15 protein-coding genes, 13 tRNA genes and 3 rRNA genes are annotated in these 20,815 nt (G+C 43.8%); 27 read left to right on the top strand and 4 right to left on the bottom strand.

Annotation, left to right across the window (positions count from 1 at the left end):
• Nucleotides 1-76: 76 nt before the first annotated feature.
• A complete protein-coding gene (locus tag A6754_RS21150; RefSeq protein WP_066450617.1) occupies nt 77-2,242 on the top strand; it encodes a Tex family protein in 2,166 nt (721 codons plus the stop codon).
• A 211-nt stretch (nt 2,243-2,453) separates the two neighbouring features.
• Here the strand turns inward: A6754_RS21150 and cmpA are convergent, their stop codons facing one another.
• On the bottom strand, nt 2,454-2,564 hold the full coding sequence (gene cmpA / locus A6754_RS22870) for a cortex morphogenetic protein CmpA (protein ID WP_156495834.1): 111 nt from the start codon (nt 2,562-2,564) through the stop codon (nt 2,454-2,456).
• 99 nt (nt 2,565-2,663) lie between these two features.
• On the opposite strand from cmpA, the gene A6754_RS21145 reads away from it, so the two are divergent.
• The 21 genes from A6754_RS21145 to tsaD all read left to right on the top strand — a co-directional run bounded on the left by A6754_RS21145 (nt 2,664) and on the right by tsaD (nt 12,598).
• Complete coding sequence (locus tag A6754_RS21145; RefSeq protein WP_066450615.1) at nt 2,664-3,137, top strand: SprT family protein; 474 nt, start codon at nt 2,664-2,666, stop codon at nt 3,135-3,137.
• A 99-nt stretch (nt 3,138-3,236) separates the two neighbouring features.
• A tRNA-Asn gene (locus A6754_RS21140) sits at nt 3,237-3,311 on the top strand.
• 4 nt (nt 3,312-3,315) lie between these two features.
• Nucleotides 3,316-3,406, top strand: a tRNA-Ser gene (locus A6754_RS21135).
• Nucleotides 3,407-3,417: 11 nt separating this feature from the next.
• A tRNA-Glu gene (locus tag A6754_RS21130) sits at nt 3,418-3,489 on the top strand.
• 24 nt (nt 3,490-3,513) lie between these two features.
• Nucleotides 3,514-3,589, top strand: a tRNA-Asp gene (locus A6754_RS21125).
• 9 nt (nt 3,590-3,598) lie between these two features.
• Nucleotides 3,599-3,673: transfer RNA gene (locus A6754_RS21120), tRNA-Gln, on the top strand.
• Nucleotides 3,674-3,681: 8 nt separating this feature from the next.
• Nucleotides 3,682-3,757, top strand: a tRNA-Lys gene (locus A6754_RS21115).
• A 15-nt stretch (nt 3,758-3,772) separates the two neighbouring features.
• Nucleotides 3,773-3,854 (top strand) — tRNA-Leu (locus tag A6754_RS21110).
• A 76-nt stretch (nt 3,855-3,930) separates the two neighbouring features.
• Nucleotides 3,931-4,017, top strand: a tRNA-Leu gene (locus A6754_RS21105).
• Between the two features lie 63 nt (nt 4,018-4,080).
• A tRNA-Arg gene (locus A6754_RS21100) sits at nt 4,081-4,157 on the top strand.
• 6 nt (nt 4,158-4,163) lie between these two features.
• Nucleotides 4,164-4,240, top strand: a tRNA-Pro gene (locus A6754_RS21095).
• A gap of 32 nt (nt 4,241-4,272) precedes the next feature.
• Nucleotides 4,273-4,343 (top strand) — tRNA-Gly (locus tag A6754_RS21090).
• Between the two features lie 107 nt (nt 4,344-4,450).
• A 16S ribosomal RNA gene (locus A6754_RS21085) occupies nt 4,451-6,000 on the top strand.
• 359 nt (nt 6,001-6,359) lie between these two features.
• A 23S ribosomal RNA gene (locus A6754_RS21080) occupies nt 6,360-9,293 on the top strand.
• A gap of 72 nt (nt 9,294-9,365) precedes the next feature.
• Nucleotides 9,366-9,482 (top strand): 5S ribosomal RNA (gene rrf / locus A6754_RS21075).
• Together the 16S, 23S and 5S rRNA genes with 13 tRNA genes alongside form the textbook arrangement of a ribosomal RNA operon.
• Before the next feature lie 34 nt (nt 9,483-9,516).
• Nucleotides 9,517-9,590, top strand: a tRNA-Met gene (locus A6754_RS21070).
• A gap of 9 nt (nt 9,591-9,599) precedes the next feature.
• Nucleotides 9,600-9,676 (top strand) — tRNA-Asp (locus A6754_RS21065).
• Nucleotides 9,677-9,946: 270 nt separating this feature from the next.
• Complete coding sequence (gene tsaE / locus A6754_RS21060; protein ID WP_066450614.1) at nt 9,947-10,402, top strand: tRNA (adenosine(37)-N6)-threonylcarbamoyltransferase complex ATPase subunit type 1 TsaE; 456 nt, start codon at nt 9,947-9,949, stop codon at nt 10,400-10,402.
• Nucleotides 10,399-11,103 (top strand): tRNA (adenosine(37)-N6)-threonylcarbamoyltransferase complex dimerization subunit type 1 TsaB, encoded by a 705-nt coding sequence (gene tsaB / locus A6754_RS21055; RefSeq protein ID WP_066450612.1) that lies wholly within the window; start codon nt 10,399-10,401, stop codon nt 11,101-11,103. The genes tsaE and tsaB overlap by 4 nt, the downstream gene beginning before the upstream one ends.
• Before the next feature lie 20 nt (nt 11,104-11,123).
• A complete protein-coding gene (rimI, locus tag A6754_RS21050) occupies nt 11,124-11,573 on the top strand; it encodes a ribosomal protein S18-alanine N-acetyltransferase (protein WP_066450609.1) in 450 nt (149 codons plus the stop codon).
• On the top strand, nt 11,570-12,598 hold the full coding sequence (gene tsaD, locus A6754_RS21045) for a tRNA (adenosine(37)-N6)-threonylcarbamoyltransferase complex transferase subunit TsaD (protein WP_066450606.1): 1,029 nt from the start codon (nt 11,570-11,572) through the stop codon (nt 12,596-12,598). Before rimI ends, tsaD begins: the two co-directional genes overlap by 4 nt.
• A 245-nt stretch (nt 12,599-12,843) precedes the next feature.
• Here tsaD and A6754_RS21040 read toward each other — a convergent pair whose 3' ends face one another.
• Nucleotides 12,844-14,763, bottom strand: coding sequence for an ABC-F family ATP-binding cassette domain-containing protein (locus A6754_RS21040; RefSeq protein ID WP_066450603.1), 1,920 nt, complete (start codon nt 14,761-14,763; stop codon nt 12,844-12,846).
• A 165-nt stretch (nt 14,764-14,928) separates the two neighbouring features.
• Here A6754_RS21040 and moaC point away from each other — a divergent pair, with 165 nt between their 5' ends.
• Together moaC and A6754_RS21030 are read left to right on the top strand one after the other, a co-directional pair.
• Nucleotides 14,929-15,414 (top strand): cyclic pyranopterin monophosphate synthase MoaC, encoded by a 486-nt coding sequence (moaC, locus tag A6754_RS21035; RefSeq protein ID WP_066450600.1) that lies wholly within the window; start codon nt 14,929-14,931, stop codon nt 15,412-15,414.
• 24 nt (nt 15,415-15,438) lie between these two features.
• Nucleotides 15,439-16,083 (top strand): redox-sensing transcriptional repressor Rex, encoded by a 645-nt coding sequence (locus A6754_RS21030; protein ID WP_066450597.1) that lies wholly within the window; start codon nt 15,439-15,441, stop codon nt 16,081-16,083.
• A gap of 57 nt (nt 16,084-16,140) precedes the next feature.
• Here the strand turns inward: A6754_RS21030 and A6754_RS21025 are convergent, their stop codons facing one another.
• Entirely contained in the window at nt 16,141-16,347 is a 207-nt protein-coding gene (locus tag A6754_RS21025) for a YdiK family protein (protein WP_066450595.1), read from the bottom strand.
• The gene (locus A6754_RS21020; protein ID WP_066450592.1) at nt 16,344-17,072 is read right to left on the bottom strand and encodes a CPBP family intramembrane glutamic endopeptidase; all 729 of its coding nucleotides are present in this window, start codon (nt 17,070-17,072) and stop codon (nt 16,344-16,346) included. Before A6754_RS21020 ends, A6754_RS21025 begins: the two co-directional genes overlap by 4 nt.
• Before the next feature lie 340 nt (nt 17,073-17,412).
• On the opposite strand from A6754_RS21020, the gene groES reads away from it, so the two are divergent.
• The 3 genes from groES (at nt 17,413) to A6754_RS21005 (ending at nt 20,700) form a co-directional block, all read left to right on the top strand.
• Nucleotides 17,413-17,697: a co-chaperone GroES gene (groES, locus tag A6754_RS21015; protein WP_066450589.1), complete on the top strand. Its 285-nt coding sequence runs from the start codon at nt 17,413-17,415 to the stop codon at nt 17,695-17,697.
• Between the two features lie 55 nt (nt 17,698-17,752).
• Entirely contained in the window at nt 17,753-19,384 is a 1,632-nt protein-coding gene (gene groL, locus A6754_RS21010) for a chaperonin GroEL (protein ID WP_066450588.1), read from the top strand.
• 464 nt (nt 19,385-19,848) lie between these two features.
• Nucleotides 19,849-20,700 (top strand): DegV family protein, encoded by an 852-nt coding sequence (locus tag A6754_RS21005; RefSeq protein ID WP_066450586.1) that lies wholly within the window; start codon nt 19,849-19,851, stop codon nt 20,698-20,700.
• Nucleotides 20,701-20,815: the final 115 nt, after the last annotated feature.

The raw sequence follows: 20,815 nt of genomic DNA, 5'->3' as shown, positions 1-20,815 counted from the left end.
GCACACGTATACAGGGAATGTATGAAATCCACTTCATCTTTTGTTAAAATAAATATTAAAAGCAAAATGTGGAGGAATGGAATTGGAAAATCGACAAGAAACCTTGCAGCAAATTGTAAAAGAAGAAGGACTAACCAATAAACAGGTCAACAGTACAATTGCCCTTCTGGAAGAGGGTAATACAGTTCCTTTCATTGCACGTTACCGTAAAGAAATGACCGGAGCCCTTGATGAGGTGCAAATCCGCAACATTATGGAACGCTGGCAATACATACAAAACCTGCAGCAGCGTAAGTCAGAGGTCATTAGATTAATTGATGAGCAAGGTAAGCTTACAGAAGAACTTTCAAAATCAATCCAAAAAGCTGCAAAGCTTCAAGAGGTAGAAGACCTTTATCGCCCCTATAAACAAAAAAGAAGAACGAAGGCAACCATCGCAAAAGAAAAAGGATTAGAGCCATTTGCGGAGTGGCTTGCTGGTTTGCCGCAAAATGTGCAAATAGAAGAGAAGGCAAATGAATTCCTGTCAGAGGAACATGAACTGCTGACAGTTGAAGATGTGCTGGCTGGTGCAAAAGAAATTATTGCAGAATGGGTTTCAGACGATGCTGAGAGCAGAAAATGGATACGGCAGGAAACGGCTAAGAACGGAAAAGTTGAATCTAAGCTTAAGAATCAGGAAAACGATGAGAAAAATGTGTTTGAAATGTACTATGAGTACGAGGAGCCGATCAGCAAGATTGTTCCCCATCGTACATTAGCGCTAAACCGCGGTGAAAAAGAAGATGTGCTGCGAATTAACGTTAAGCCGAATGATGAAGTGGTTGTCGGATATCTGTTGAAGAAGTGGATAACTGATGACCGGTCTCCTGCTGCAATCTATCTAAAAGAAGCGGTTGAGGAAAGCTATAAACGATTTATTCAGCCATCCATCGAGAGAGAAATACGTGCAGAGCTGACAGAAAAAGCAGAAGAGCAGGCAATTCGGATTTTCTCAGAGAATCTTCGCAAATTATTGCTGCAGCCGCCGCTAAAAGGAAAGGTTGTCCTGGCGGTTGATCCAGCTTATCGGACAGGATGTAAACTTGCAGTGGTCGACGAAACCGGCAAGGTATTAAAAATAGATGTCATTTATCCGCATCCGCCTGTTTCTAAAAGAAAAGAAGCAAGTTCTAAAGTCGTTGATATCTTAAAGACATTCCATGTAGAAATGGTTGCGATTGGTAATGGAACAGCTTCAAGGGAAACAGAGCAATTTATTGCCGATATTTTAAAGGAAATAGATGAAGAAATCTATTATTTAATAGTAAATGAAGCAGGGGCAAGCGTTTATTCCGCATCAGATCTTGCGAGAGAAGAGTTTCCTAATCTGCAGGTGGAAGAAAGAAGTGCAGTATCCATTGGGCGCCGCCTTCAAGACCCCCTGGCAGAGCTGGTGAAAATAGATCCGAAATCGGTTGGTGTAGGCCAGTATCAGCATGATGTTTCACAGAAGAAGTTGAGTGAATCTTTAACATTTGTAGTTGAGACAGCCGTTAACCAAGTGGGTGTTAACGTCAATACAGCCTCTTCTTCATTGCTTCAGTATGTTGCAGGTCTTTCCAAAACAGTAGCAAACAATATCATTAAAAAGCGAGAAGAAGAAGGGAAGTTCCTGCAGCGAAGCCAGCTGAAAAAAATCCCGCGTCTGGGAGCGAAAACGTATGAGCAGGCGATTGGGTTTTTGAGGATCTTAGATGGTTCTGAACCTCTTGATCGCACAAGTATTCACCCGGAATCCTATCCGGAAGTAATGAAATTACTGAAGAGCTTAGGCTTTTCAACTGCAGATCTTGGTTCAACGGAACTTGTTAATGAATTAAATGCAATAAATATTGAAAAGACTGCTGGTGAATTAGGGGTAGGTGTGCCGACACTTAAAGATATTATTGAGGCACTTGTACGTCCTGCCAGAGACCCAAGGGATGATTTGGCAAAACCATTATTGAAAAAAGATGTTCTCCAGCTTGAGGATTTGGAAACAGGGATGGAACTCCAAGGTACAGTCCGCAATGTGGTTGATTTTGGTGCATTCGTAGATATTGGTGTAAAACAGGATGGGCTTGTTCATATCTCAAAGCTCAGCAAACAGTTCGTCAAGCATCCGCTTAATGTTGTTTCTGTTGGTGATGTTGTGACGGTTTGGGTTGATTCTGTTGATAAAAATAAGGGCAGAGTTGCTTTAACAATGCTTAAGCCTTAATGAAAAGGAGGGTGATTCTGGGCGGTTTGCTTAGGATCACCCTCTTTTCTGATAGTATAAATTAGCAGTGTCGTTTTTGCTGACATAAGGGTAAAAGATATAAACGCAGCTAGTTGCTTGAATGTCTCTGCGAATGCCTATCTTATATGATGAACTTTAAAATCTATTAGTACTGTGTAAAATCGAGATAGCAAAAGAATGCAAGGTACTATTAACTGTACTTTTTCCGATAAAAGTACCAGCACTGATTTAATAACTTTATCTGGGACCGATCTTTTTCATAAAAAGCTCGCTGAATTTGATTTTGAAACCATACAGGCATGATGATTCCTCCAATATGTTTCATTCGCAGTTCTCTGGGGTCTTATAATGTATGCTATAATAGGTTGTCATGTTTACAAGTTTAAAAGGGGATTTTCAAATGGAACAAGCAGAATTGCAAAAGCTGGTTGAAACGATATCACTTGAAAGTTTTCAAAAGCCATTTCGGCATAAAGCTTTTTTTAATAACCGCCTTCGGACAACAGGCGGGAGGTATATGCTGAGGGATCATCGAATTGAATTAAATAAAAAGTATCTAGAACAATTCGGTGTCGAAGAATTAATTGGGATTATCAAACATGAACTTTGCCATTATCATTTGCATTTAGAAGGCAAAGGGTATAAACATCGAGATCAGGATTTCCGGGCATTGATGAAAAAAGTAGGAGCTCCGCGGTTTTGTTCTACTTTACCTGTGCATACTAGCAAAAGCAGAAAACAAGTTTTATACCGCTGTCAGAATTGCGGTCACTTATATGAAAGAAGACGAAAGATTGACACACGGAAATATGTTTGCGGCAAATGTAAAGGGAAGTTAAGCTTCGTTAGGGAGAATATTTTAATTGAGCAATAATACTATGAAAACAGTCAGGTGAAAGTTTCTTCAAAACATGCTTGACTTTTAAAATACCGGTCATTATAATGTAAAGAGTCGATAAGATGATATTGTTATTCCGCAGTAGCTCAGTGGTAGAGCATTCGGCTGTTAACCGAACGGTCGCAGGTTCGAGTCCTGCCTGCGGAGCCATTATGGGGAAGTACTCAAGTGGCTGAAGAGGCGCCCCTGCTAAGGGTGTAGGTCGCGTAAGCGGCGCGAGGGTTCAAATCCCTCCTTCTCCGCCAGTTTATTTTTTGGCCCGTTGGTCAAGCGGTTAAGACACCGCCCTTTCACGGCGGTAACACGGGTTCGAATCCCGTACGGGTCACTTTAATATACCTGATATATCACAGGTTCCATGGTGTAGCGGTTAACTTACCTGCTTGTCATGCAGGAGATCACGGGTTCAATTCCCGTCGGGACCGCCATTCTAATATTGGGCTATAGCCAAGCGGTAAGGCAACGGACTTTGACTCCGTCATGCGTAGGTTCGAATCCTGCTAGCCCAGCCATTATTTTTGAGCCATTAGCTCAGTCGGTAGAGCATCTGACTTTTAATCAGAGGGTCGAAGGTTCGAGTCCTTCATGGCTCACCATTTTCATTTTAATATGCGGGTGTGGCGGAATTGGCAGACGCACCAGACTTAGGATCTGGCGCCGCAAGGCGTGGGGGTTCGACTCCCTTCACCCGCACTTCTACTTTAATCTTAAAAAAGTGCTTGCGCTGGATAAAACATTGTGTTATGATTGATCTTGTCGCTCTTAATGAGCGGTCGTGGCGGAATGGCAGACGCGCTAGGTTGAGGGCCTAGTGGGAGTTAATCCCGTGGAGGTTCAAGTCCTCTCGGCCGCACCAAAAAAAGTTGTTGACAAGAACAAAACGATGTGGTAAGATATAAAAGTTGCTTTAGAAACATATGCGCCCGTAGCTCAATTGGATAGAGCGTCTGACTACGGATCAGAAGGTTATGGGTTCGACTCCTTTCGGGCGCGCCATATATACGGGGAGTAGCTCAGCTTGGTAGAGCACTTGGTTTGGGACCAAGGGGTCGCAGGTTCGAATCCTGTCTTCCCGACCATCGAGTCTTCCTAATAATATCATTATTATAATGCGGGTGTAGTTTAGTGGTAAAACCTCAGCCTTCCAAGCTGATGATGAGGGTTCGATTCCCTTCACCCGCTACAAAAATTGCTCTTTGAAAACTGAACGAACAATAAAACGTCAACGTTTAAAAAAGATTCTTCGGAATCAACAATGTACATTATGTACACAAGAGCTAATCAACTCTTTCTTGGAGAGTTTGATCCTGGCTCAGGACGAACGCTGGCGGCGTGCCTAATACATGCAAGTCGAGCGGACAGATGGGAGCTTGCTCCCTGAAGTCAGCGGCGGACGGGTGAGTAACACGTGGGCAACCTGCCTGTAAGACTGGGATAACTTCGGGAAACCGGAGCTAATACCGGATAATGCTTTTGGACTCATGTCCTTAAGCTGAAAGATGGTTTCGGCTATCACTTACAGATGGGCCCGCGGCGCATTAGCTAGTTGGTGAGGTAACGGCTCACCAAGGCAACGATGCGTAGCCGACCTGAGAGGGTGATCGGCCACACTGGGACTGAGACACGGCCCAGACTCCTACGGGAGGCAGCAGTAGGGAATCTTCCGCAATGGACGAAAGTCTGACGGAGCAACGCCGCGTGAGTGATGAAGGTTTTCGGATCGTAAAACTCTGTTGTTAGGGAAGAACAAGTACCGGAGTAACTGCCGGTACCTTGACGGTACCTAACCAGAAAGCCACGGCTAACTACGTGCCAGCAGCCGCGGTAATACGTAGGTGGCAAGCGTTGTCCGGAATTATTGGGCGTAAAGCGCGCGCAGGCGGTCCTTTAAGTCTGATGTGAAAGCCCACGGCTCAACCGTGGAGGGTCATTGGAAACTGGGGGACTTGAGTGCAGAAGAGGAGAGTGGAATTCCACGTGTAGCGGTGAAATGCGTAGAGATGTGGAGGAACACCAGTGGCGAAGGCGACTCTCTGGTCTGTAACTGACGCTGAGGCGCGAAAGCGTGGGGAGCGAACAGGATTAGATACCCTGGTAGTCCACGCCGTAAACGATGAGTGCTAAGTGTTAGAGGGTTTCCGCCCTTTAGTGCTGCAGCAAACGCATTAAGCACTCCGCCTGGGGAGTACGGCCGCAAGGCTGAAACTCAAAGGAATTGACGGGGGCCCGCACAAGCGGTGGAGCATGTGGTTTAATTCGAAGCAACGCGAAGAACCTTACCAGGTCTTGACATCCTCTGACACTCCTAGAGATAGGACGTTCCCCTTCGGGGGACAGAGTGACAGGTGGTGCATGGTTGTCGTCAGCTCGTGTCGTGAGATGTTGGGTTAAGTCCCGCAACGAGCGCAACCCTTGATCTTAGTTGCCAGCATTCAGTTGGGCACTCTAAGGTGACTGCCGGTGACAAACCGGAGGAAGGTGGGGATGACGTCAAATCATCATGCCCCTTATGACCTGGGCTACACACGTGCTACAATGGATGGTACAAAGGGCTGCGAGACCGCGAGGTTTAGCCAATCCCATAAAACCATTCTCAGTTCGGATTGCAGGCTGCAACTCGCCTGCATGAAGCCGGAATCGCTAGTAATCGCGGATCAGCATGCCGCGGTGAATACGTTCCCGGGCCTTGTACACACCGCCCGTCACACCACGAGAGTTTGTAACACCCGAAGTCGGTGGGGTAACCTTTTGGAGCCAGCCGCCTAAGGTGGGACAGATGATTGGGGTGAAGTCGTAACAAGGTAGCCGTATCGGAAGGTGCGGCTGGATCACCTCCTTTCTAAGGATGAAATGAAGTTTATCTTCATTAAAAGACGTCTTTATTTGTTCGTTCAGTTTTGAGAGAGCAATCTCTCGTTATAACTTGTTCCTTGAAAACTAGATAATGCAATAGAAGAAGATTACCAAGTAATCGCCATCTTAGTTTTTTCTCTCTTATTTATTTTAAGTAAGAGTAATAACCACGAGCGTAAAAAGTATGTGTTACCAACTCATCTTTTTACCAAACCGTGAGGGAAGCGAGAAGCAAGTATATCAAGGAAGCGACCGAACGAGCACCGGAACGTACGAAGTTGGTACGTGAGGAGCACAGTGAGAGAGCTGACGCAGAGATACGCCGCTTATCGATTTCCGAACATTGGTTAAGTTAGAAAGGGCGCACGGTGAATGCCTTGGCACTAGGAGCCGATGAAGGACGGTACTAACACCGATATGCTTCGGGGAGCTGTAAGTAAGCTTTGATCCGGAGATTTCCGAATGGGGGAACCCATCATCCGTAATGGGATGATATCTTTACCTGAATACATAGGGTATTGAAGGCAGACCCGGGGAACTGAAACATCTAAGTACCCGGAGGAAGAGAAAGCAAACGCGATTCCCTGAGTAGCGGCGAGCGAAACGGGATTAGCCCAAACCAAGAGGCTTGCCTCTTGGGGTTGTAGGACACTCTACACGGAGTTACAAAGGAACGAGGTAAGTGAACAGGTCTGGAAAGGCCGGCCAGAGAAGGTAAAAGCCCTGTAGTTGAAACTTCGTTCCCTCCAGAGTGGATCCTGAGTACGGCGGGACACGAGAAATCCCGTCGGAAGCAGGGAGGACCATCTCCCAAGGCTAAATACTCCCTAGTGACCGATAGTGAACCAGTACCGTGAGGGAAAGGTGAAAAGCACCCCGGAAGGGGAGTGAAATAGTTCCTGAAACCGTGTGCCTACAAGTAGTCAGAGCCCATTTACGGGTGATGGCGTGCCTTTTGTAGAATGAACCGGCGAGTTACGATTACATGCAAGGTTAAGTTGATAAGACGGAGCCGCAGCGAAAGCGAGTCTGAATAGGGCGAATGAGTATGTGGTCGTAGACCCGAAACCAGGTGATCTACCCATGTCCAGGTTGAAGTTCAGGTAACACTGAATGGAGGACCGAACCCACGCACGTTGAAAAGTGCGGGGATGAGGTGTGGGTAGCGGAGAAATTCCAATCGAACTTGGAGATAGCTGGTTCTCTCCGAAATAGCTTTAGGGCTAGCCTCATGTAGTAAGAGTCTTGGAGGTAGAGCACTGTTTGGACTAGGGGCCCTCATCGGGTTACCGAATTCAGACAAACTCCGAATGCCAAAGACTTATCCATGGGAGTCAGACTGCGAGTGATAAGATCCGTAGTCAAGAGGGAAACAGCCCAGACCACCAGCTAAGGTCCCAAAGTATACGTTAAGTGGAAAAGGATGTGGAGTTGCTTAGACAACCAGGATGTTGGCTTAGAAGCAGCCACCATTTAAAGAGTGCGTAATAGCTCACTGGTCGAGTGACTCCGCGCCGAAAATGTACCGGGGCTAAACGTATCACCGAAGCTGTGGATGGACACCATTAGGTGTCCGTGGTAGGAGAGCGTTCTAAGGGCGTTGAAGCTAGACCGTAAGGACTGGTGGAGCGCTTAGAAGTGAGAATGCCGGTATGAGTAGCGAAAGATGGGTGAGAATCCCATCCACCGAATGCCTAAGGTTTCCTGAGGAAGGCTCGTCCGCTCAGGGTTAGTCGGGACCTAAGCCGAGGCTGAAAAGCGTAGGCGATGGACAACAGGTTGATATTCCTGTACCACCAAAATCCGTTTGAGTGATGGGGGGACGCAGGAGGATAGGGTAAGCGCGCTGTTGGATTAGCGCGTCCAAGCAGTTAGGCTGCAAGTGAGGCAAATCCCGCTTGCATACGGCTGAGCTGTGACGGCGAGGGAAATATAGTACCGAAGTTCTTGATTCCACACTGCCAAGAAAAGCCTCTAGCGAGGATTAGGTGCCCGTACCGCAAACCGACACAGGTAGGCGAGGAGAGAATCCTAAGGTGAGCGAGAGAACTCTCGTTAAGGAACTCGGCAAAATGACCCCGTAACTTCGGGAGAAGGGGTGCTCATTAGGGTGTTAAAGCCTTGATGAGCCGCAGTGAATAGGCCCAGGCGACTGTTTAGCAAAAACACAGGTCTCTGCGAAGCCGCAAGGCGAAGTATAGGGGCTGACGCCTGCCCGGTGCTGGAAGGTTAAGAGGAGGGGTTAGCGCAAGCGAAGCTCTGAATCGAAGCCCCAGTAAACGGCGGCCGTAACTATAACGGTCCTAAGGTAGCGAAATTCCTTGTCGGGTAAGTTCCGACCCGCACGAAAGGCGTAACGATCTGGGCACTGTCTCAACGAGAGACTCGGTGAAATTATAGTACCTGTGAAGATGCAGGTTACCCGCGACAGGACGGAAAGACCCCGTGGAGCTTTACTGTAGCCTGATATTGAATTTTGGTACAGCTTGTACAGGATAGGTAGGAGCCTGAGAAACCGGAGCACAAGCTTCGGTGGAGGCGTCGGTGGGATACTACCCTGGCTGTATTGAAATTCTAACCCGCGCCCCTGATCGGGGCGGGAGACAGTGTCAGGTGGGCAGTTTGACTGGGGCGGTCGCCTCCTAAAAAGTAACGGAGGCGCCCAAAGGTTCCCTCAGAATGGTTGGAAATCATTCGTAGAGTGTAAAGGCACAAGGGAGCTTGACTGCGAGACCTACAAGTCGAGCAGGGACGAAAGTCGGGCTTAGTGATCCGGTGGTTCCGCATGGAAGGGCCATCGCTCAACGGATAAAAGCTACCCCGGGGATAACAGGCTTATCTCCCCCAAGAGTCCACATCGACGGGGAGGTTTGGCACCTCGATGTCGGCTCATCGCATCCTGGGGCTGTAGTCGGTCCCAAGGGTTGGGCTGTTCGCCCATTAAAGCGGTACGCGAGCTGGGTTCAGAACGTCGTGAGACAGTTCGGTCCCTATCCGTCGTGGGCGCAGGAAATTTGAGAGGAGCTGTCCTTAGTACGAGAGGACCGGGATGGACGCACCGCTGGTGTACCAGTTGTTCTGCCAAGGGCATCGCTGGGTAGCTATGTGCGGAAGGGATAAGTGCTGAAAGCATCTAAGCATGAAGCCCCCCTCGAGATGAGATTTCCCATAGCGTCAAGCTAGTAAGAACCCTGAAAGATGATCAGGTTGATAGGTCAGAGGTGGAAGCGTGGCGACACGTGCAGCTGACTGATACTAATCGTTCGAGGACTTAACCACACAATGGCATTACTGTTTTCTTCTTCTAACATTATCTAGTTTTGAAGGAATAACTTTTCTTCAATTAAATAGTCCGGTGGCGATAGCGAGAAGGTCACACCCGTTCCCATCCCGAACACGGAAGTTAAGCTTCTCAGCGCCAATGGTAGTTAGGGGCTGTCCCCTTGTGAGAGTAGGACGTTGCCGGGCTGTTTATTTTAATAAATGTAGTTAATAATATTATCGCGGGGTGGAGCAGTCTGGTAGCTCGTCGGGCTCATAACCCGAAGGTCGCAGGTTCAAATCCTGCCCCCGCAATCGTTAAATGGTCCGGTAGTTCAGTTGGTTAGAATGCCTGCCTGTCACGCAGGAGGTCGCGGGTTCGAGTCCCGTCCGGACCGCCATTTTTCATAGATTCAAAGTGAAAGATCGAAACAGTGTTTCGGCTTTTTTTATTTTATACAGATTTGATCATTAACATAAAAAGTGAATGTTTTTTAACACCTTTAGTTGTTTTTGCCCAATGACTGTAAATCATGTACACTACATATAAAGAGTAATCCTTAGGATCAATCCTAAGGATTTTTTTAAGAGAATAAATAGAGTACAGCCAGCTATTCCGCTGCTGTACCAAAAGATAAAGACTGAAAATGTTAGTAGGTGCTGAAATAGATATGAATCAATTTCAATTAAGCTCTCTTAAACCGGAAGATACAAACAGATTGGCCATAAAGCTTGCAGAAATTCTTCAGCCTGGTGATGTCATAGCATTAGAAGGTGATTTAGGAGCAGGTAAAACCACTTTTACTAAAGGATTGGCAGTAGGATTGGGCATCACGAAAACCGTTAGCAGCCCGACCTTTACCATAATAAAAGAGTATCGAGGCAGATTGCCTTTATACCATATGGATGTCTATAGAGTTCAAGACTCATTTGAGGATTTAGGTTTTGACGAGTATTTTTATGGAGACGGTGTGACCGTTGTGGAGTGGGCTCACTTAATAAAAGATCAGCTTCCAGACGAGCTGCTTACAATCAACTTGTATCATAGCGGGGATGAAGAGAGAAGAGTTGAATTCTCTCCAGCCGGAAAAAGATACGAAGTTTTATGCAAGGAGTTACTAACATGAAAATATTAGCGATAGACACTTCAAATTATCCTTTAGGTATTGCATTGCTTGAAGATGATAAAGTACTGGGAGAGTATATAACAAATATCAAGAAGAATCATTCCATCCGGGTTATGCCGGCCATTGAAGCACTGCTGAAGGATTGTGATACAAAGCCCGCTGATCTGACTAAAATTGTTGTCGCAAAAGGGCCAGGATCTTATACTGGAGTTCGTATTGGCGTTACGATTGCTAAAACTTTAGCCTGGTCATTAAATATTCCTCTAACAGGAATTTCAAGTTTGGCTGTGCAAGCTGCTTCAGCAGGGAAATACTTTAATGGGTATCTTTCCCCTTTATTTGATGCCAGAAGAGGACAAGTGTATACTGGCTTATATCGTTATGATAATGGAAAGTTAATGAATATTAGAGAAGATCAGCTGCTGCTATCGAAAAATTGGGCTGAGGAACTGACTCAGCAGCCAGAAAAGATTCTATTCCTAGGAAACGATGCATCTATTCACCGTCAGCAGATAGAGGACATCATGGGTGAACAGGCAATCTTTAGTGGTATAACGGAAATGAATCCGCGTCCTGCTGAATTAGCATTGATAGGGAAAGATATGGAGCCTGAAGATGTTCATACCTTTGTACCGAATTATATTCGCCTGGCAGAAGCAGAAACAAAATGGCTGGAAGAGAATAAGAAGCAGAAGCTTTGAATAAATGGGGAAGTGTCAAAATGAATAAGTCGTTAACATTTCGGTTTATGAAGGAAGAAGACATAGAGGATGTTTTACAGATTGAACAGGCCTCCTTTACAACCCCATGGACGCGAGAGGCTTTTTATCATGAAATGACTCAAAATCGTTTTGCGGTATATGTTGTACTCGAAGAAGATGGAAAGATCATTGGCTACTGCGGCTCCTGGGTGGTTGTGGATGAAGTGCATATCACCAATGTTGCCATTCATCCTGATTACCGCGGCCAAAAGCTTGGAGAGGCATTAATGAGAAACATGATTGAAGTGGCGATTGAACTTGGTGCCGTATCAATGACACTTGAAGTGCGTGTCTCCAACCATATTGCACAAGCACTTTACCGCAAACTTGGTTTCCAAGATGGAGGCATTCGCAAAAATTATTATACAGATCTTCAAGAAGATGCTTTAGTAATGTGGGTGAACTTATGAGTGAGCAAAATCAATGGATAATGGGAATTGAAACAAGCTGTGATGAAACAGCTGTAGCAATTGTGAAAAATGGAAAAGAGATCGTTTCGAATATCGTCTCTTCTCAAATAGAAAGTCATAAAAGATTTGGCGGCGTAGTTCCGGAAATTGCCTCCAGACATCATGTTGAACAAATGACAATTGTCATTGAAGAGGCGATGAAGGAAGCAGATATTACGTTCTCTGACTTAACAGCCATTGCTGTCACGGAAGGGCCTGGGCTGGTGGGTGCTCTGTTGGTAGGAGTTAATGCGGCAAAAGCTCTGGCATTTGCACATAATATTCCGCTTGTTGGTGTTCACCACATAGCAGGTCATATTTATGCGAACCGCTTATTGACAGAGATGAAGTTTCCACTGCTGTCACTAGTCGTTTCTGGAGGACATACAGAGCTTGTTTATATGAAAGAGCACGGTCATTTCGAAGTAATCGGTGAAACACGAGATGATGCTGCTGGTGAAGCCTATGATAAGGTAGCGAGAACATTGGATCTGCCTTACCCAGGCGGACCTCATATTGACAGGCTTGCACAATTAGGCGAGCCAACAATTCCGCTGCCGCGTGCATGGCTGGAAGAGGATTCATATGATTTTAGCTTTAGCGGTTTAAAATCAGCAGTTATCAACACTGTCCACAATGCAGAACAGCGGGGAGAAAAAATAGAACCGGAAGCATTAGCTGCCAGTTTTCAGCAAAGTGTGATTGATGTACTTGTCACAAAAGCAGCAAAGGCAGCAAAGGCCTATAAGGTTAACCAAGTTTTATTAGCTGGGGGAGTAGCTGCTAATAAAGGCCTGCGTGCAGCCTTACAGGAAACCTTTGAACCTCTTGAAGAGATTGAACTGGTCATCCCTCCTTTATCATTATGTACGGATAATGCAGCAATGATTGCAGCTGCTGGCAGTATTTATTATGAAAAAGGGATAAGATCACAGTTAAATCTCAATGCTAATCCTGGTCTCGATATATCTATCCACAATTCTTAAACAGTAGGAAAAAGTCCCTGTTCATACAGGGGCTATTTTTTGTGGATAAATAAATTAATTTTCAGAAAAATATAGTGGATATGTGGATAAGTGAACAACTTTTTGTGGATATTGTGGAAAAGTGTGTGGGATACTTATTTTTCAAGGGTTGATTTGTTAATAAAATTGTGGATAAAAAAGAACCGAGATGACAATAGTCCCGGTTCTTTTTTAGAGAATATAAATGTCTAAAGGGGGTACGATAATTAATCTGCTAGCTCAGTCCATTCTTCAAGAAGGGTCTCAAGCTCAAGTTTTGCCAGATCATTATCTGTTGTTATCTTTAGTACCCTCTCATGGTCCTGATAAACCTCAGGATCACATAAAAGTTGATCGAATTCTTCTATTTTGAGCTCAAGCTGCTCGATTTGTTTTTCGATCTCTTCTATTCTTCTTTTTCGCTGCCGTTCCAGTTTCTTGGCTTCTTTATCTAATTGATAATTATTTTTTTCAGTCGAAGATACAGATTCAGCAGCTGCAGAAACAGCATCAAACTTTTCAAGCTCTTCCTGCTCCTTCTTTTTATCCACATAATAATCGTAATCCCCGAGAAACTCCTCCGCACCCTCTTTTGACAGTTCAATTACTTTTGATGTAATGCGGTTAATGAAATAGCGGTCATGAGAGACAAATAAGATGGTACCGGGATAATCAATTAAAGCATTTTCCAGAATCTCTTTACTGTCTAGGTCCAGGTGATTGGTAGGCTCGTCCAGTATTAGAAAATTAGATTTTTGCAGCATTAATTTGGCTAAAGCAAGACGCGCTTTTTCGCCGCCGCTTAACGTAGACACGGTTTTTAATACATCATCTCCTGAAAAAAGAAAGTTACCTAAAACGGTTCGGACGTCTTTTTCCAGCATTTGCGGATAATCGTCCCAAAGTTCATTTAAAACACGCTTATTGGATGTAAGCTCGGCCTGCTGCTGATCATAATAGCCAATCGTTACATTGGAACCGTGCAGGATCTTCCCTTGTAAGGCTGGAAGGTTTTCAATAATCGTCTTCAGCAAAGTCGATTTTCCAATCCCATTGGGTCCCACTAAAGCGACACTATCTCCTCTAGTAATCCGGAATGAAAGGTTTTCAGAAACTGCTTCACCTGCATAGCCAATAGCGAGATCCATAACCTGCAGCACATCATTGCCTGACTGCCTGTCAATTTGAAAGCCAAAAGATGCTGATTTCTCATCGCCAAGGGGACGATCCATTACATCCATTCGTTCTAATTGTTTACGGCGGCTCTGTGCTCTTTTAGTCGTAGAGGCACGTGCAAGGTTCCGCTGAATAAAGTCCTGTAGCTTTGAGATCTCTTCCTGCTGCTTTTCATACTGCTTCATATCACGTTCAAAATCTGCAGCTTTCTGATCTAAGTAGCGGCTGTAGTTTCCGGTAAACTTTTTGATCTGATGACGGGAGATTTCGTAAACCTGCGTAACAACCTTGTCAAGGAAGTACCGGTCATGCGAAACAATTAAAATAGCTCCTTCATAGCTCTGCAGGTAAAATTCGAGCCATGAAAGGGTCTCGATGTCCAAATGGTTTGTTGGCTCATCAAGAATGAGCAGATCAGGTTTTGTTAAGAGCAGCTTACCGAGTGCTAGCCGTGTTTTCTGTCCGCCACTTAAAGATGATATTTTCGCATCATATCCTATGGTGTGAAAGTTCAGGCCGTGTAAAATCGAGCGGATATCTGCTTCATACTGGTAGCCGCCATTCTCTTTAAAGCTGACCTGAAGGCGATCATACTCTTTTAAAATGCGGTTATACATTTCTTCATTGCTCATTGCGTTAGGATCAGACATTTTCACTTCCAATGAACGCAATTCTTTTTCCTGCTGCTGCAGAGAAGCAAAAACGGTCAGCATTTCATCCCAAATTGTCAGCTCAGACTCAAGTCCAGTATTTTGCGCCAAATAGCCGATTTCTACTTCCTTTGGCTTCATGATTTCTCCGCTGTCATAAGAAATATGGCCAGCGATTATTTTTAATAAAGTCGATTTGCCTGCCCCGTTTCGTCCAACGAGCGCAATGCGGTCTCTTGTTTGCACTTCCATTTTTATATTCGTTAAAATTGGATCAGCACCAAAGCTTTTATTGAGCTGATTAACTTGTAATAGTATCATGATTTTCACCTCTGCAATATAAGACAAGTGTATCGTATTCCGCTTAGGTTCGGCAATAAACCGACGTTATTTGAAGAAATTTGCAAATAAATATGTGAATATCAATACAAACTATACACAAATGCACCTAAAATAGTGTATGATTCTGTTGTGAGGTGTTAGTATATGGGAGATTTAACGCATTTTAATGAAGAAGGCAGAGCTAAGATGGTTGATATTGGCGAAAAAGCCGAAACCGTTCGCACAGCTATTGCCCATTCAAGCATAAAAGTAAATGAGGTCATATACGACAAGATTACGTCTAACAGTATGAAAAAAGGAGACGTATTAGCCGTTGCACAAGTTGCCGGAATTATGGCAAGTAAAAAAACATCTGACATTATTCCAATGTGCCACCCAATTATGCTTACAAGTGTGGACATTTCTTTTGAATGGAAGCTGACAGATTCTGATCATATTCTGCAAATTACGGCTACTGCCAAAACAAAAGGAAGCACAGGTGTTGAAATGGAAGCGTTAACAGCTGCTTCAGCTTGTGCGCTGACTGTATATGATATGTGCAAGGCCGTCGATAAAGGGATGATCATAGGGGAAACCTACTTATTAGAAAAAACAGGCGGCAAAAATGGGGATTTTAAAAGAACGGAGTAGGACGGAGAATACGGAGGTACAATGATGTCAACAGAACAAACCAAAATTCCGCAGGCTACTGCAAAGCGATTACCGCTGTATTATCGATTTTTAAAAAATCTGCATGCATCAGGTAAGCTTCGGGTTTCGTCTGCGGAATTAAGTGATGCTGTAAAAGTTGATTCTGCCACGATCAGAAGGGATTTTTCTTACTTTGGAGCACTTGGAAAAAAAGGCTATGGCTACAATGTGAATTATCTGCTGTCCTTTTTTAGAAAAACGCTCGACCAAGATGAAGTAACAAAGGTTGGTTTAATTGGTGTTGGTAATCTGGGGACTGCTTTATTAAACTATAACTTCTTAAAAAACAACAATACAAAAATTGAAGTGGGCTTTGATGTTTCGCCCGATAAAGTTAATCAAAAAATTGGGGATGTATCCGTTTATCATATGGACGATCTTGAGAAGGTCATTGAAGAAAATGACATCCAAGTTGTGATCTTAACTGTACCTTCACAGCATGCCCAAACGATTACAGATAGAATTTCACAAAGCACAGTAAAAGGAATTTTAAACTTTACTCCTGCTAGATTAACTGTGCCTCCAGCAATCAGGGTTCACCATATCGACTTAGCCGTGGAATTGCAATCATTAATATATTTCTTAAAACATTACCCGGCAGATATGTAGGAGATCCCTCCAGGAAAGCATGTCTTATTCAAAATAAAAATGAGCCCTAATAAAGGCTCATTTTTTGTTTTCAAGATTTTTAAGCTTAAAGTGGAAGCTGATCATTTTGAGGCCAGCTCCAATGTCAAAGGTAGCAATGATAATGAGAAGGTTTGTTATGAATCCCCACTCTCCGTTTTGCTGAAGACTTTGAATAGCGATGTAGACAAATAGTATTCCAAGGATCAAATAAATGATGCCTGAAAACAGAGGAGTTCTTCTCATAGTACCCCTCCAATAAATGCGGCCACTTGTTCCATTTCCTCCAGCCATTTTTCGATTTCTTCCATATTAAGCTGCATGACGACTACAAGAGAATTCATGGCCACGTGAGCAAAGATCGGCACAAGGATCCGCTTTGTTTTTACATATAGAAAGGCAAACGTGAACCCCATCGCTGAATAGAGAAGCAGATGTTCAAATTCAGTATGTGCTGCCGCGAAGATGACAGAGCTAAGGAGCGCTGATATGAAAAAGTTAAAGCGTTTATGCAGGCTGCCGAAAATAATCTTCCGGAAAATGATTTCTTCCAAAATCGGTCCAATAATCGACACAACAATGATAACAATTGAAGACGTTTCAATGATACTCATGATTTGCTGTGTGTTCTCTGACCCCATTTCGATGCCAATCATATATTCAATATTTGCAGCAACAGATTGTGCAATCAGTGCTAAAAACACCCCGCCAATGGCCCAGGCAATCGATTTTACAACGGATGATTGCTCAGATAAACTCCGTTCCACTTTCATATCTTTTCTCAGCAGGAAAAGAATGATGATGAGCGCTAGCGAAAAGCTAATCACAAGCCAAGAAGACACGGCCGCCCCTTCATCCATTCGAGTGCCAGTTATAAGCTCACTTCCAAATACCATAAGCGGCAAGCCGACAATGGAGGAAAGCTGCATGGCAATATACACAATTAAAATAATCCAGTATTCTTTTTTCAAATGATGATCTCCCTTATGACATAGAATCAAGCAAATGCTCTTTTAACCATTTTACTCATAAAGAGGGGCTTCTTTCAAATAGAAGGATACCTTGAACAGCCTTTATGCATAAAAAGAATGGGAATGTATATAATGAAGAGGTTGCCAGAAATAGATCTCTCTGGACTCTGGCGCAGGCAATAATAGACTTCCTTTTTAAGACTAAAATTTTTTATGAAAAATACAGCATCATGCTTGCAAATAAAAGTCAGAACTATTAATATAATAAATGTGTTAGCACTCAAGTCGATAGAGTGCTAATAAATAAATCACTACATAATGATTGAGGAGGTTGTTTCACTTGTTAAAGCCACTAGGTGATCGAATTATTATCGAGCTTGTTGAAACTGAAGAAAAAACTGCAAGCGGTATCGTGCTTCCAGACTCTGCAAAGGAAAAGCCGCAGGAAGGCAAAGTCGTAGCGGTTGGTACTGGACGCGTGCTTGAAAATGGTGAGCGTGTTGCATTGGAAGTTGCTGATGGCGACCGCATTATCTTCTCAAAATATGCTGGAACTGAAGTTAAATACGAAGGCAAAGAATATTTAATTCTTCGTGAAAACGATATTCTTGCAGTAATCGGATAAATCAAAAATAGACTTAGACTTATATTACTTAAAATCTTTGAGGAGGTTATTACAAATGGCAAAAGAGATTAAATTCAGTGAAGAAGCTCGCCGCTCTATGCTGCGCGGGGTTGATACACTTGCAGATGCAGTAAAAGTAACTCTTGGACCAAAAGGACGCAACGTGGTTCTTGAGAAAAAATTCGGTTCTCCGTTAATTACAAATGACGGTGTGACAATCGCGAAAGAAATCGAACTTGAAGATGCATTCGAAAATATGGGTGCAAAACTTGTTGCAGAAGTAGCAAGCAAAACAAATGATGTTGCTGGTGACGGTACGACAACTGCAACGGTTCTTGCTCAAGCAATGATCCGCGAAGGTCTTAAAAACGTAACAGCTGGTGCAAACCCAATGGGGATCCGCAAAGGAATGGAAAAAGCGGTTCTTACAGCTGTTGAAGAGTTAAAAGCTATTTCTAAGCCAATCGAAGGCAAAGAGTCCATTGCACAGGTTGCTGCAATCTCTGCTGCTGACGAAGAAGTTGGCCAATTAATCGCTGAAGCAATGGAGCGCGTTGGCAACGACGGCGTGATCACAATTGAAGAATCTAAAGGCTTCACAACTGAGCTTGATGTGGTTGAAGGTATGCAATTTGACCGCGGATATGCATCAGCATACATGGTAACTGACACAGATAAAATGGAAGCTGTTTTAGAAAATCCATATATCTTAATCACTGACAAGAAAATCTCCAGCATTCAAGAGGTTCTTCCTGTACTTGAGCAAGTTGTACAGCAAGGCAAGCCATTATTACTAGTTGCTGAAGATGTAGAAGGAGAAGCACTTTCTACTCTTGTAGTAAACAAACTTCGCGGCACATTCAACGCAGTTGCTGTTAAAGCTCCTGGCTTCGGTGACCGCCGTAAAGCAATGCTTGAAGATATCGCAATTCTAACTGGCGGTGAAGTGATCACTGAAGAGCTTGGCCGTGATCTGAAATCTGCTGGTATTGAAGCTTTAGGACGCGCTTCTAAAGTAGTTGTAACAAAAGAAAACACAACAATCGTGGAAGGTGCTGGAGACAGCGCGCAAATCCTTGGCCGCGTAAACCAAATTCGCACTCAAATGGACGAAACAACGTCTGAATTTGACCGCGAAAAATTACAAGAGCGCCTTGCTAAATTAGCTGGCGGTGTAGCAGTCGTGAAAGTCGGCGCTGCAACTGAAACTGAACTAAAAGAACGCAAACTTCGCATCGAAGACGCCCTAAACTCTACGCGTGCAGCAGTAGAAGAAGGTATCGTTTCCGGTGGTGGTGTTGCCCTTCTAAACGTATACAACAAAGTGGCTCAGCTTCAAGCTGAAGGCGACGAAGCAACAGGCATCAACATCGTTCTTCGCGCTATGGAAGAACCAGTTCGCACAATCGCACACAACGCAGGTCTTGAAGGCTCTGTTATCGTTGACCGCTTAAAGCGCGAAGACGTAGGCACAGGCTTTAACGCAGCAACAGGCGCTTGGGTTAACATGATCGAAGCTGGTATCGTAGACCCAACGAAAGTAACTCGTTCTGCACTTCAAAACGCAGCATCTGTTGCAGCTATGTTCTTAACAACTGAAGCTGTAGTTGCTGACAAGCCAGAAGAAAACGCTGGCGGCGGAATGCCTGATATGGGCGGCATGGGTGGAATGGGCGGCATGATGTAAGGTTTTAAGCCTTCATCTTGAGAAATAAGTTAATACTATTTCTCACCCATTATGACTAGTCATGTAAATGATTATTTTTTAAAGTATAGACTACTTCCTGATATTTAGGAGGTAGTCTTTTTGTGTTGAGAAATATGCCTTTCAGGTTCATGAACGATAGACATTTAAAACAGACTTTACTTGGGGAGTTTTGTAATAATAAAAGAAGTGTGGAGAAGATTTACTTGTGTTTTCCGTCCTCTGACATTTCAAAATAGGTCTCACTAAGCATTAGTATAGAAAAGAATTGTTATGCAGCAGTTTAGCTCATTGTTCTGGCATTGGTAAAGTAGGTTTACTAGAATAAGACGCTTTTTTTAGTAAATTAATGAGCAGCAGGAAGGACAAAAACCATCTCGTGTATAATTAAACCATAATACAGGAAAAGTGAACGCGTACCTTACTATAACCAAGGGGGAAATAGAATGCGGAAAATCATCTTATCGACCGAAAGTGGTGCTGACATCCCGGGTGATTTAGCTGAAAAGTACGATATTCAAGTAGTTCCGATGCACATCATTATGGATGGAAAAGATTATTTAGATGGTGATCTGCCGGTCCAGGAGATTTATGAATACTACGGACGTACGAAGAAAATACCCTCTACTACCTCCACAAATGCTCATGAGTATCAAGAATTCTTTACAAAGATTAGAGAGAATTTCCCTGATTGCATCATTGTACATATTGGTTATACATCAAAAGCTTCTTCTTCTTTCCAAAATGCTGTCATTGCTGTTGAAGAATTTGAAGATATTTTTCTAATTGATGCCTTGAACGTTACTGGAGGATTAGCGGCGATTGTACTGTATGCTGCTGAGTTATTAGAAAAAGAACCACACATTGACCCGGAGCATTTAGTTGAAAAAATAGAGTCAATTGTTCCTAAGTCAAGACTGGCTTTCATCCCAGGCAGTCTTGAGTTCCTTAAAGCGGGAGGACGAGTAAGCAATATGGCTTCTCTGATTGGAACTTTGTTGAAAATAAAGCCATGTATAGAGTTGAAGGATGGAAAGCTGATGTCGACCAAAAAGTACCGCGGGAAAATGGGTGGAGCTGCTGAAAAACTCTTGAGTGATTACTTAACTCATTTCAACATCGATAGAAAGCAGCTTTATTTTATTTACTCAGTAGGGCTTGAAGATAGCATTAAGCAGCGGATGGATGAGCTTGCCAAAGAAAATGGATTCCACAATATAAGATGGATTCAAGCGGGCGGAATGATTTCCACTCATTCTGGAGCTGGGGGATTTGGGGTAGCAGGATTAGAGCAATAGTACAGGGAAGAATATAGATTAAAGGTTTTAAAATGAAAACGCAGATGTAGAAAAAAGTGGAGAGAGGCCTATTCCCTTTCTTATTTTACGAGCGGTATTTCCCTCGGGCATTAGT

The organism is Cytobacillus gottheilii, from assembly GCF_001636345.1.
In the GTDB taxonomy this organism is placed as follows: domain Bacteria; phylum Bacillota; class Bacilli; order Bacillales; family Cytobacillaceae; genus Cytobacillus; species Cytobacillus gottheilii.
The sequence above is the reverse complement of the archived record's forward strand: the minus strand, read 5'-3'. Positions and strand labels throughout refer to the sequence as shown.